This is a genomic window from Jeotgalibaca sp. A122 (genome assembly GCF_052266715.1).
In the GTDB taxonomy this organism is placed as follows: Bacteria; Bacillota; Bacilli; order Lactobacillales; family Aerococcaceae; genus Jeotgalibaca.
Map to the genome: position 1 here is coordinate 35466 of NZ_JBQPRB010000006.1, position 12883 is coordinate 48348.

11 protein-coding genes are annotated in these 12883 nt (G+C 42.3%); 10 read left to right on the plus strand and 1 reads right to left on the minus strand.

Annotated elements, in window-relative coordinates; genetic code table 11:
• Positions 1-99 precede the first annotated feature (99 nt).
• The 9 genes from ACTU7M_RS07855 (at position 100) to helD (ending at position 10467) form a co-directional block, all read left to right on the plus strand.
• Entirely contained in the window at positions 100-1623 is a 1524-nt protein-coding gene (locus ACTU7M_RS07855) for a pyruvate kinase (protein WP_443473835.1), read from the plus strand.
• A gap of 134 nt (positions 1624-1757) precedes the next feature.
• Positions 1758-2726, plus strand: coding sequence for an alpha/beta hydrolase (locus ACTU7M_RS07860; RefSeq protein ID WP_443473836.1), 969 nt, complete (start codon positions 1758-1760; stop codon positions 2724-2726).
• Positions 2698-4074 (plus strand): alcohol acetyltransferase, encoded by a 1377-nt coding sequence (locus ACTU7M_RS07865; protein WP_443473837.1) that lies wholly within the window; start codon positions 2698-2700, stop codon positions 4072-4074. The genes ACTU7M_RS07860 and ACTU7M_RS07865 overlap by 29 nt, the downstream gene beginning before the upstream one ends.
• A complete protein-coding gene (locus tag ACTU7M_RS07870) occupies positions 4071-4736 on the plus strand; it encodes a DUF6320 domain-containing protein (RefSeq protein WP_443473838.1) in 666 nt (221 codons plus the stop codon). Before ACTU7M_RS07865 ends, ACTU7M_RS07870 begins: the two co-directional genes overlap by 4 nt.
• A gap of 81 nt (positions 4737-4817) precedes the next feature.
• On the plus strand, positions 4818-5456 hold the full coding sequence (locus tag ACTU7M_RS07875) for a hypothetical protein (RefSeq protein ID WP_443473839.1): 639 nt from the start codon (positions 4818-4820) through the stop codon (positions 5454-5456).
• A gap of 161 nt (positions 5457-5617) precedes the next feature.
• Entirely contained in the window at positions 5618-6550 is a 933-nt protein-coding gene (locus ACTU7M_RS07880) for a ring-cleaving dioxygenase (protein WP_443473840.1), read from the plus strand.
• Between the two features lie 124 nt (positions 6551-6674).
• Positions 6675-7442, plus strand: coding sequence for an SDR family NAD(P)-dependent oxidoreductase (locus tag ACTU7M_RS07885; protein WP_443473841.1), 768 nt, complete (start codon positions 6675-6677; stop codon positions 7440-7442).
• A complete protein-coding gene (locus tag ACTU7M_RS07890) occupies positions 7442-8053 on the plus strand; it encodes a sugar O-acetyltransferase (protein ID WP_443473842.1) in 612 nt (203 codons plus the stop codon). Before ACTU7M_RS07885 ends, ACTU7M_RS07890 begins: the two co-directional genes overlap by 1 nt.
• Positions 8054-8214: 161 nt before the next feature.
• Positions 8215-10467: an RNA polymerase recycling motor HelD gene (gene helD, locus ACTU7M_RS07895; RefSeq protein WP_443473843.1), complete on the plus strand. Its 2253-nt coding sequence runs from the start codon at positions 8215-8217 to the stop codon at positions 10465-10467.
• 63 nt (positions 10468-10530) lie between these two features.
• On the opposite strand, the gene ACTU7M_RS07900 is transcribed toward helD, so the two are convergent.
• Positions 10531-11184 carry a YczE/YyaS/YitT family protein gene (locus ACTU7M_RS07900; protein WP_443473844.1) on the minus strand — a complete coding sequence of 218 codons (654 nt, stop codon included), beginning with the start codon at positions 11182-11184 and terminating at the stop codon, positions 10531-10533.
• Positions 11185-11357: 173 nt separating this feature from the next.
• Between ACTU7M_RS07900 and ACTU7M_RS07905 the strand changes: the two genes are divergently transcribed.
• A complete protein-coding gene (locus ACTU7M_RS07905; protein ID WP_443473845.1) occupies positions 11358-12683 on the plus strand; it encodes a GntP family permease in 1326 nt (441 codons plus the stop codon).
• The last annotated feature ends 200 nt before the right edge of the window (positions 12684-12883 follow it).

Sequence of the window (12883 nt, forward strand, 5' to 3'; positions counted from 1 at the left end):
TGCCACAATTGGTAACGTTCTCATCGTGGCGGCGGTCATGCTATAATAATATTAAATGAAAGGTTGCTGGGAATTTAATGAAAGTGTAGGTGAATCCTTGTGGCAACTAAAAATGCTGTTGGAAAGTTAGAAAACATTTATACGGAAGTGACCGAGCTACGGGAAGCCGTTTTTAAAGAAGGGCAAAAGTTGTATGAAGAGTGGCTACCGTTAATTGAGCGAGAAGATTACCGCGAGAGTGCTCTGAACCTCGCTTATTATGTAGCATTGCGCCGCCGTGATATTCGTTCTTTGCAGGTTAAGTTATCGAAGTGGGGGCTTTCTTCATTAGGACGGTTGGAAGCTAAAGTATTGCCACAACTGGATGCGTTACTGGTTGTTTTATCCAAATTGCTGGATAAGGATTTGAAACTACTCCATGAAATCGATTCTTCGGAAATGGCAAAACTTCGTGTTGATTACCTGGAGAAGCATACCGACGAAGTTTTCGGTCCTAAACCGAAAAAAAGGTATACGCGCATCATGGTCACCATGCCAACAGAAGCCAGTAAAGACGAAGCTTTTATTGTTAAATTACTGGAAGAAGGAATGGAAATCGCCCGCATCAATTGTGGGCATGATGATGTTAAAACGTGGCAAAAAATGGTCAAGAATATCAAGGCAGCAGAAAAGAAAACCGAGAAAAAATGTCGCATTTATTTTGATATCGCAGGGCCAAAAATTCGCATCGATAGCATTTTTACAACGCAACCGGACGCCCGCTTAAAAACAGGTGACCAATTTTTTATAACGGCAGAAGAATCGGTACGTGCTTTCTATGAGCAAAGTATCGTAGTTGGCTGTCAGAATAAAGACATTTTGGAACAGCTGGTGGAAGGTGACACGATTGCCCTGGATGATGGCGTTGTGGAAGGGCGGGTTGTGAGTGTCAAACCTGAAGGCGCAATCGTTCAGGTCGACCGGGCAAGCAAGGCTAAAGGGGTCCGCTTGAAGGCACAAAAAGGAATCAATTTTCCGGATACCACGACCAAAATTCCGTTGATAACGGATAAAGACCGGCAGGATTTAGAAGGGATTCAGGAATATGCAGATATTCTTGGTTTTTCATTTGTCAAAGACGTGACGGATGTGGATGCGCTCCAGCAAGAGCTGGAAAATAGCCTGGGTAAAGAACGGGCACGTGAGATCCCTATCATCGTCAAAATTGAAACGCTCCAAAGTATTGATCACTTGGTGGATATCATTATCCATTCGGCAGGTAAAAACAAATTCGGTGTGATGATTGCCAGAGGTGACTTGGCCGTGGAGGCAGGGTTCCTGCGCTTGTCTGAATTGCAGGAAGAAATCCTCTGGGTTTGTGAAGCGGCACATGTACCGGTAATTTGGGCAACGCAAGTGTTGGAGACGCTCGTCAAAGAAGGAATTCCAACGCGGGCAGAAATAACAGATGCCACAATGGGCGGGCGTTCTGAATGTGTCATGTTGAATAAAGGTGACTACATCGAAGAAGGTCTGCAAATGCTGGATGATTTACTGATTCGCTCCCAGGAGCATCAATACAAAAAATCAGCTCGTTTACGGGCGTTGGGTATTGCTGAAAAAGCCTGGCGGAAAAACAAGTAAAACGAAGGCCGTGGATAATATCCTGGCCTTCGTTTCATTTGAACAAACGACACAATATTCCTTTCGACTTGACAGGCCATCATTCATCACGCAAACTGAAACAAAACCAATCTGATTATTAACGAGGGAACCCTATGAATGCCTTAACGAAATTTATATTAAAAGTATTTTCATCTCCGAAAATTGACATGCAGGAAAGCTACATGCGGGTCCGTAAATTCCAGGAATTAGCTGTGACACCCGCAAGAGAACGCTACCGTATTCTGGACCGGAAAATATATTCTGAAGATTTATCCCATGAGATTCCCGTAAGGATTTTCCATCCCAAGGAAAAACGTAGCAACGAACTCCTTTTGTTTTTTCACGGTGGTGGTTGGGTGATCGGGAGCATTGATTCCTACACGCGTGATTGTATTCAAATGGCAGATGAACTGGGAAGGACAATCTTGGCTGTTGATTACTTAAAAGCACCAGAAAATCCATTTCCAGCAGGATTCGACGACTGCTATCGGGTGGCAGATTTACTGATCAATCACCCGGAACTTACCGGGATAACCGGTGCAGATGATCTTACAATCATCGGAAATTCAGCAGGGGGAAATTTGGCGGCGGCGGTTTCTTTGCGATTGCGGGATGAAGGTAAACAGTTACCGAATAAACAAATATTAATCAATCCGGTGACACACTGGAATCACGATGAGCGCTCGCCGTTTGCGAGTGTTGAAGAAAATGGCTACGATTACGGCTTGACTGCCAAAAAGATGCAAGAATATATGGAAATGTATGAACCCGACGAAACTAAACGGCAGTCTCCCTATATCGCTCCACTCATGGCCGGAGACTTTTCCAATCAACCTGAAACCCTGATAATCACTTCAGAGTTTGATCCATTGCGTGATGAAGGGGAAGCTTATGGCCATCTCTTGAAAGATGCCGGAAATGATGTCCGGATTTTCCGGGCGAATGACACGGTCCATAACTATATATTTGGACCACTCACACCTGAAATTGAAATTAAATCCTACCACTTAATGGAAGAATTTTTGGACAACCGACTGAGAGGAAGTGACACATTTGGAAAAAAGGAAGATGACGAATCGTAAAAAATGGGTACGGCTGGATAATGCCTCCAACATCTTTCTGGCTGCCATGTCAAATCGGGACAGCAAAGTGTTTCGGCTCAGTGTCGAAGTAACAGAGGTCGTGGATTCCGACTTATTACAACAAGCGTTGAACAAGGTTTATAATCAGTACAAGCTTTACCACAGTGTCTTGCGCCGTGGTATCTTTTGGTATTATTTGGAAGAGAGCGACTTAAAACCAACTGTTGAATTGGATACAAATCCGACTTGTCAGCCTCTTTATCATTTTGATCGCAAAGAATTATTATTCCGCGTTGTCTATTGGAAGAAAAGGATCAGTATCGAAGTTTTTCATGTACTGTCTGACGGCACCGGTGCGATGTGGTTTCTGCAAGATTTATTGACGGAATATCTACGTTTGCGTCATCCTGAAATCGAGTCCGAGGCGCTCCAAATTGCCAGATATATCCACGATAAATCAAGCGAGGACAGCTTCGCACGCCATTTCCGCAGTAAAGAACAGCGTAGTTTCTCGAAAGCGACCCAGTCGGCATTGCAGAAATTCGAAGAAGCCAGGGTTAAGACCCAAGAACTTTTATTTCCAAAAAATAAATCAGACCAGAAAAAAGTTTATCACTACAAGGGAACCTATACACCGGATAACCGTCCCCGAGTCGTTGAAATGGAAATGCCAGTCAAGGAAATTATCCGTTTGGCCAAGCAGGAACAAGTCTCTTTAACATTGTTTTTAACGGCTTTATTTATGGAGTCGGTTCGCAAAAGTGAACCAGATTTTAGAGGGAACGAAACAATGGCAGTTTCCGTCCCGGTCAACCTACGGCAATATTTCCCTTCGGAATCAGCCCGTAATTTTTTTGCCGTGACGCGTTTGGAATATACCTATAAAAAAGAAAAAGAGAATACCATTTCCGAAATTTGTGAGGAGTTAAAAGAACAATTTGACCCGCAGTTGAAGAAGGAGTACCTTGAAAACTGGCTGACGCGTCTGATTTATTATGAATATCACCCAATCGGGCGACTGGTGCCAAGGCCAATAAAAGACTTTGCTTTAAAAATGGTTAACTTTAATAATAATCGTCAACTGACCTTGGCGATTTCAAATCTCGGGCGCGTGAGTTTCCCGGAACTGGTGGACTCATTGATTAAGCAGGTGTACTTTCATACCATTGCCGTTCGACCACAATTCTGCGCCATCAGCCATAATGATAGCTTTACGATATCTTTCACCTCACCGTACATAGAAACGGATATTTTCCAACAGTTCGCCAAGTACTTGACGAACGAAGGTGTTCCAGTAACCGTAACCGTTAATAAAGTGACGGAAGAAGAGTTGGGAGGGGATGCATGATGCGTAAATGTGTCAATTGCGAAGTAGAAATAAAGGGTGATTGGGAGCATTGCCCGCTTTGTGAGTTGCCGCTTGATTTAAACGAAAAAATAACACCGAGTTCCTATCCCGATGTGCCTTTAAAATACAACAAACAGCGCATCACCAAATGGCTATTGGTGCTTTCCGTGCTTCTGATATTTATTATTTTGGGACTGGGAATGATTTGGCGCGGACGTATCCAGTGGCTGCAGGCGGCTTTATTTGGGATCATGACGACTTGGCTAGTGGTGGTCATTATTTTGCGTAAACGTCGTAATATAGCGAAAAGTATCTTGTATTTGTTGATTGCCTTGTCTTTATTGTGCACCTATCTAGACTATTTGATCGGTTGGACGGGGTGGTCGACGACTTTTGCGGTTCCAATTATCTGTAGTGCATCCATTATCGGAATGTTTATTGCCTCGCGGTTCATGAAAATGCGAACGTCTGATTATATTTTGTATTTGGTGGCTGCGGAAATAATGGGCTTAATCCCGATAATCTTTTTGATTTTTGACTGGGTCGATACACCCATTCCGAGTTTAATTTCAATCGGCTTGAGTGCCTTGATGCTCATTCTCATCTTTATTTACCAAGGCTCAGAGATTTTACGGGAATTCCAAAAGCGGACATTTATCTAAAATGTTTCAATTTCGTAACATTTCAGAACCATTTAACACTATGGTACGATAAGTGTACAAATGTGATTGGGGGTTGGAGAAATGAGATTGAAACATTTGGTATGGCTTTCAGCGTTTTTCGTTCTTGCGGGTTGCAGTACGAATACTGATAGTGAGGAATCTATATCTTCAGAAACGATCAGTGAAGATACGGGTTTAGATTCGAATGAATCCAGTATTGCAACAGAAGAATCGCGCGGAACAGGCGGGACAACAGCAAGTGAAGGTGAAGAAACCGAGAGTTTGGACCTATATATCCCAGATGTGTTGAAGCAAGATGAAGGTACCGAAGATTATGACCAGGTCATCGCAATTGCTGAGGAGTACGCTTCAAGCACAGAAGGGGCCGAAGAAGGTCTATTCACGATTTTTTATACAGGTTATTATTTAGAAAATGCTGATGGCACCTTGCAAGGTTATTTCATCGGAATGAACCGGACAGGTAAGCCATTAACAGATTTGCAATTCGTATTAGACTTTACCGTTAATGAAACCAAAGTTTGGGACAATCAACTTGTTTACCTGGAGGAATCAGAATTTGGACAATTTCCAAATGAATCAGCTTTCCCATTCTTCTTACAAGCAACACCAGGAACGGAAGAAACACTGATGTCAGCTGAACCAGGCAATATTCAAATTTCCATCACTGATATTCAAGAAGGACTTTCCGTAAGCGAGTAGGCGATGCCTACCGCTTATTTTTTTTGTGCAGCGTTGGGGTATAAGTGCGCACTAAACCTCGATAGTCAAACCATTTCCTGTTTTTATTTGACAATATTTCGAATTCGAGATATAATTAATTCGAATTCAAGATAAATAGTCCGAAAAAGGAGCAAACATATATGAAAACTCAAGGAATCCACCACATCACAGCTATCGTAGGCAATGCGCAAGAAAACGTAGACTTCTATGCAGGTATTTTGGGATTGCGCTTAATCAAAAAAACAGTCAATTTTGACGATCCAGGAACGTATCACCTTTACTTCGGTGATCAAGGCGGAAAACCGGGTACAGTGATTACTTTCTTCCCTTGGAACAAGGCACACAAAGGCAAAATTGGGGGCGGACAAGTCGGCGTAACAACATATGCAGTCCCAACTGGTGCTTTGCCTTTTTGGGAAAGACGCCTCAGAAAATTTGATATTACCTTCCACAAATCAACACGATTTGGTGAAACGTACCTTCAATTCACAGATTACCACGGACTGATTTTGGAAATCGTCGAACGCGAAGAGGGAGCACCAACAGAGTGGACCCATGGTGAAGTCACACCAGAGGTCGGCATCAAAGGTTTTGGTGGTGCCATTTTATTCTCCACCAATCCGGCTGATACCATTCGTACTGTGGAAAATGTAATGGGTCTGGAAAAAGTCGGCGAAGAAGGCGATATCATCCGCCTGCGTTCAAGCGCAGATATCGGAAACATCGTAGATATCAAACAAACCACCGTACCAAGAGGGGAAATGGGTGTCGGAACGGTTCACCACATCGCTTGGCGGGCAAACGACAGAGAGAATCTGCTCGAGTGGCAAGAACACGTTCGGAAAAATAATCACCACGTAACCGAAGTGAAGGATCGCAATTACTTTAATGCCATCTATTACCGGGAAAAAGGTGAAATTCTATTTGAAATCGCAACCGATACCCCAGGCTTTACCGCTGATGAAGCAATTGCAGAATTAGGTTCCGCAATCAAATTACCGGAACAATATGAAACACGCCGTGAAGAATTGACTGCTGGCCTTCAACCGATTGAAGTTCGTAACCTAGACTAAAGACATATCCAAGGCCGCATTTCATTAAGAAATGCGGCTTTTATAGTTAAACTCGTCTATACTAGCAACCACCATTCCAATTCGGTATACTTATTAAAGAATAATCCGGAAAGGAACTCACATTATGCAAAAAGAAACAGCTTTAGTAACCGGCGCCAGTTCCGGTATTGGGCGTGAAATCGCCATCCAACTCAGCAAACGGGGTTACGATCTAATTTTGGTGGCGCGTCGCAAAGAGCGTCTCGAAGAAATTGCACAAGCAATTACAACAAACTGCCAAATCATTACCGCGGACCTAAGTAATCTTGACGAAACCCGCGCCCTATACGATAAAACCAAGGATCAAAATATAACTGTACTTATTAACTCAGCGGGATACGGGCTTTTGGGCGATATGGCCACCACCGACATTGACCGCGAACTGAACATGATCAACCTGAACATCACGGCACTTCACCTTTTGACGAAGCTGTTCTTACGTGATTTTATGAAAAAAAACAAAGGCCACATCCTGAACGTTTCTTCATCAGCCGGCCTGATGCCAGCGGGTCCGTATATGGCAACGTACTACGCAACCAAAGCGTATGTAACCAGCCTTACCCACGCCATCAACCAGGAATTAAAGGATCAAAACAGTAAGGTCATTGTCAGCGCACTTTGCCCAGGACCGGTTGATACCGAGTTTAACGCAGTTGCCGGAGTATCCTTTGGGCTTCCAAGCATAACAGCTGAAGCTTGTGCCCGTTACGGTATCCGTCATTTATTTAGAGGCCAAGCCATCATCGTACCCGGATTCACCATGAAAGCTGCCACAACTTTAGCAAAAATAGTACCACGCAACATCGTCGTTAAGGTTGCTGGTCATCAACAAAAGAAAAAGAGGGATGCTTAATGATTCAAAAAGAACGGATGTTGTCAGGAGAATTATACATGGCTGAGGGAGAAGTCCTTCTTCAAGACCGTCATAAAAATAGAACAATTTTACATGAATTGAACCAAACGAACCATCTTCAAATAGACCGTCGCCAGGAATTATTGAAAGACTTATTGGGTAAAACGGGAGAGAAGTTTACAATTCAGACGCCGTTCTACTGTGATTATGGCAATAATATTTATATTGGCGAGAAATTCTATGCTAATTTTGACTGTTTGATTCTTGATGTAGCAGAGGTCCATATTGGCGACAACGTCATGTTCGGACCGCGTGTTAACATTTTTACGGCTGGTCATCCGATTGATGCAGAAATTCGTAACACAAACCTGGAATTCGGTTTGCCGGTCAATATTGGCAATAATGTCTGGGTAGGCGGGAATGTAACCATTAATCCTGGTGTTAACATCGGCGACAACGTTGTGATTGGCTCAGGCTCAGTCGTTACCAAAAATATTCCAAGTAACACCATCGCAGTAGGTAATCCATGCCGGGTCTTAAGAGAGATAACCGAAGCAGACACGGCCTATTGGCAAGGAAAAAAAGACCAATATGAAACAGAAATGAAGTAAAAGAAACATCCCTGTTTTTGCAGGGATGTTTTATTTTGCACAATATATTTCTATTTGTTTTGGGCAACTAATAGCATTTAAAGGGGGAACGTGATATAATTTGTAATGTTATTTTTACCCTTACACGTAATGACGTTAAGGTTTTGAAAGGAGATACCTAAGTGACCAATGAATCCATGCAACAAGAACAGGAACGGATGGATTATGTTATATCTGTCATTACCGAAGAAGCGGAACGCTTAAAGTCGGAATATACCACTAAATTGGATATTCAAAAGCAACTATTGAAACAATCTTCAGAAATTCGAATCAATAATAGTTCCAATGAGGCGATGTGGGAATCCTCCGGAGAATTACGTGAATTCGAACAAAATCTTACCATAAAAAGTAATGAATTGACTCAGGTTCAAAATAGAAGAACAATCCTTGAAAAAATGCAAGAAGACCCATACTTTGGTCGCATCGATTACCACAATGTAGCTGATCCTGAAGATGAGCAAATTTATGTCGGTATCGGATCTTTATTTGATGACGAAGATAATCTGGTTGTGGACTGGCGTGCGCCTATCTCAGCCTTGTACTATGAAGGAAATGTCGGTGATCAAGTAAAAATAAAAATCGGCGACAAATTCCAGGCTTTCGAAGTTGATCTTAAACGTCAATTCCGAGTTAAAGACGGTGAAATTACCGGCATGATTGATACGGATAACGTTATGGGGGATCCTTATTTGATGGAAGTGCTGGAAGGCAGTTCAACCAATCAAATGGGTCCTGTGGTCGCAACTTTACAAAAAGAACAAAACCGGATTGTCCGGGATAACTTACCACGCAATGTCTTGATTCAAGGGGTTGCTGGATCCGGTAAAACCGTCGTTATGATGCAAAAAATTGCTTATTTGCTTTACGCATTTCGTACGCATTTGAAAGCAGACGAAATCCTGCTGTTTTCACCTAACCGTATTTTTCAGGCCTATATTTCCCAAGTTTTACCATCACTAGGGGAATGGGATGTGGAAGGGAACACATTCCCGCAATTTATCCAACACCGGGTTTCAAACTTTGATCCGATTCCTTCTGATGTCGGTGAAAGTTCGAAATTCCAGATTGTAAAAGGAAGCTCCGCTTTCTATGAAGCGTTGGAGCGCTACAGTCGTCTTTTGAAAAAGAAATACCTTCTTTTCCGGGATATCATGCGTGAAGATGAAGTCCTTATTTCAAAAGAAGAAATTCAGAACATATATAAAGGTATCGAGAGCAAAGGCTCTTTAGCATCCAAGCTCGATATTTTACGCGTTAGCTTAATGCAACGTTTGGAAGAATTAAAACTGGAACATCTTTCAGCTGACTGGGTGGATGACGCCTTGCAGCATTATGGCACAGACAGAATTCACCAATTCGAAAGTCAAACACATAATATCGTGAAAATGGAAGGCTACCTTCGTAAACAAATCGTGGCAGATGCTTTTAGAAGTATCGAACGCCGTGTCAACAGCCAAGGCTATATCCGTTACACTGCGCAATACTTGCATTTTCTACGTTCGGTTCCGCAATTGATCGATTTGGAACCATTCGGCCTTACAGCTGAAGAATGGGCAACCCATGTAGGAGCCGTGATGGAAAAAATGAAGGAAAATAAACTTTCATTGTACGATATGACGGGTTATTATGCGCTTCTTCTGCAAATGAAGGGGATGCTGACACAAAAAGCGTATCAATACATTTGTATTGATGAAATCCAGGACTTCACGCCATTTCAATTGCGTTTGTTGAAGAAGTTGTATCCACGCGCACGCTACATCATGGCAGGAGACTTGAACCAAAACATCTGGCAAAATCGCCTGAGCTATAAAGAGTTGAAGGTTATTTTTGAAGAGGAAGAAATCAGTCGCCACCTGTTGTTGACGAGCTATCGTTCCACACGGGAAATCATGGCTTTCGCGGATCAGTTTGCCTTATTGAATGATCATCCAGCCCAACCAATCCGTAGCCGGAGAAAACCTGAAGTGTTATATAGGGAAGCATCCAGCTTCGATGAAACATTGAAAAGTCGTTTGGCTGAGCATGTTGGTAAAGGCGAGCGCATTGCTTTCTTGACTCCAACTGGCCAAGCTATTGAAAAAATAAAACCATTCCTTGAATCTTGGGGTGTGGATCATCAAATCATTATGAACGATGACTCCATCATGAACAAGCAAGTCGTTGCCATGCCAATTGGACTGGCAAAAGGTCTGGAATTCGATGTCGTTGTGGCTTGTGGTACAGATGATATACTGGATACAATTACTGATACAAGTAGCCAACAAGTTTGGTACACCATCTTCAGCCGGGCAATGCACCAGTTATACGTGGTGACTTCAAACGAACAATCACATTTATTAAAAGACGTTGAAGCTGAAATTTACGAAACAATATAAAACAAAAAATGGTTCACATCATCCATAGGGGATGGCGTGAGCCATTTTTGCATAGAACTTTTCCTAAACCGACTCAGCGTCTTTCTTTAAGTTTAATTGTTCCGATTCTAAAAGCATATCAGAAAAATATTTGCGGAAATGCTGAACCAGAGGCCCCATCAAGAAGCCGGATACTACTGTCACAACACCAACTGTAGCACCTAGTAAGAAACCGATGATGATACAAATAATGTCTGATATAATCCGCGCAACCTGAAAAGAAATTTTGCCGTTGGAACGTTCTTCAATAATGATTGGCATCGCATCATAAGGCGCAACACCACGGTCAGCTGCGATGTACATACCTGCACCAATCGCCAAGACCAAACTTCCGATTACGGCAAAAAGGATGCGCATCGCCAAGCTATAAGAATCACCAAACTGGCCCAGTATGGTTGAGACGGTAAAATCAGAAACATAACCAACAATGGCAATGTTGAAAATTGTGCCAATTCCCAGCAGGTGACGCCCAAAGATAAATACCAGCACCAAACCGATGGCATTTACCAAAAGTAAATACGTTCCAAAAGAAAGTCCAAAAGTAGCGCTCATACCTAGATTGAAAGTTGAAAAAGGATCAGTTCCTAAATCAGCCAAACGTGCTATCCCGATTGCAATTCCGATTAAAAAGACACCCAGCAAAGAAAACATAATCCGATTCCATTGATTTTTGTTCAATATTGATACCTCATTTTCAAATATTTGTTGACTACTTGATTCTAGAAGGTTTTATCACGAGTGTCAAGAAACCGATTGCGATTCCATTATTTTGGTGGTTATTTTTGCAAAGGTATAGTACATTGTTAAATGAAGTGAGCGTTTTCTCTAATTTATAGTTGGGGGAAAGTCAAATGAGTTTAGGTTTAATCAGCCTTATCAGTATTATATTAGGACTAATTATTTTAGTTATCCTTTCTTTTAAAGGAGTTTCAATTTTAGTATTAGGACCATTAATTAGTGCAGCAGTGTTATTTCTTTCGCGCGAATCAGTTACGGCTGGGATGAACGGCGCCTATGCCGAAACTTTTGCCGCATTTATTCAAAATAATTTCCTTATTTTTTTAGCAGCCAGTATTCTTGGTGCGATGTTGGGGGAATCTGGGGCTGCCAATGATATCGCGTATGGGATTATCAAAATGACTTCCCGTTCTGGAAAAAATGCCAAATTTTTAACTTTGATGGGGCTATCTTTCATTACCGCGCTCCTTACAATGGGTGGGGTCAGTAGTTTTGTAATCGTCTTTACTGTTGCTCCAATTTGTAAACAACTATTCAAAAAAATGAATATTCCTTGGCATCTTGTGATGGCAGTACTGGTTTTGGGCGGATCGCAATTTACCCAAGCAACACCCGGATCACCAGCAATCATGAACCTTATTCCAATCGAATATTTAGGAACCACAGCCACTGCTGCTCCGTGGATGGGATTAATTACTTCGATTGCTGCAATTGCAGGTGGAGCTGCCTATATCAAATTTGAACTTATGCGGGCGGAACGTAAACAAGAAACTTTTTTGGAAACAGGGTATATGTTTGATAAGACAATGAAGTCAAAAGAAATCGAGATCGAGAAGGTCGGCTCGATACTAAAGGCCTTGACACCTTCGATTGTACTCTTGGTCGCCTTGAATGTATTTAAGCTGCCGCCTGTATTGACATTGTTCATTGCAATCCTTGTCTGTGCGGTTTTGTACTGGGGGAACTATAGTAACCTTCCGGAAACAATTTCTCGTGGTGCCGTATCTGCATCCAATTCCATTATCAATGTTTGTGCAATCGTTGGTTTTGCAGGTGTTATCAAGGTTGTTCCTGGTTTCGCTTATTTAATCAATGGTCTTGCAGCTATTCCAGGGCCACCTTTGTTACAACTGGTATTAGCAACCAATATTATGGCAGCCATAACCGGTTCCGCAACTGCGGCAGAAGGGTTATCTCTAGAAACTTTTTCCAGTCAATTTATTCAGGCAGGGTATGATCCAAACATCATCCATCGCCTCATCAATCTTTCAGGTTGCGGTATGGATGCCATGCCGCACAATGGATCTTTAATCAATCGCTTGGAATTTACCAAGCTTACTCATAAGCAAGGTTTTATGCATGAATTTATCGTAGGTGGGATTATCCCGTTTCTTGTTTCTGTTTTGGCAGTATTTCTTGCCGAAATCGGTATTGTTTAAAAACCAAAGAGTGCTCAAAAAGGCGTTTAGCCCCGAACCACTGGAACGAATAAGCACAGGATGGTCGCAGACCATCTGAGCATTATTCGTGAAGTGGCGTCGGGGCTGCCTTTTTTGAGCACGTTTGTGTTGAAGTATTCGTAAATAGATAAGGGTCTGGGCGTTATTTCCCAGACCCTGGTTTTTTGGGTAATTATGCC

Bases quoted from the DNA above. Each gene is read 5' to 3' on its own strand.
- ACTU7M_RS07860 (WP_443473836.1), top strand. From the start codon at position 1,758: ATGAATGCCTTAACGAAATTTATATTAAAAGTATTTTCATCTCCGAAA.
- ACTU7M_RS07870 (WP_443473838.1), top strand. From the start codon at position 4,071: ATGATGCGTAAATGTGTCAATTGCGAAGTAGAAATAAAGGGTGATTGG.
- ACTU7M_RS07875 (WP_443473839.1), top strand. From the start codon at position 4,818: ATGAGATTGAAACATTTGGTATGGCTTTCAGCGTTTTTCGTTCTTGCG.
- ACTU7M_RS07880 (WP_443473840.1), top strand. From the start codon at position 5,618: ATGAAAACTCAAGGAATCCACCACATCACAGCTATCGTAGGCAATGCG.
- ACTU7M_RS07885 (WP_443473841.1), top strand. From the start codon at position 6,675: ATGCAAAAAGAAACAGCTTTAGTAACCGGCGCCAGTTCCGGTATTGGG.
- ACTU7M_RS07890 (WP_443473842.1), top strand. From the start codon at position 7,442: ATGATTCAAAAAGAACGGATGTTGTCAGGAGAATTATACATGGCTGAG.
- ACTU7M_RS07905 (WP_443473845.1), top strand. From the start codon at position 11,358: ATGAGTTTAGGTTTAATCAGCCTTATCAGTATTATATTAGGACTAATT.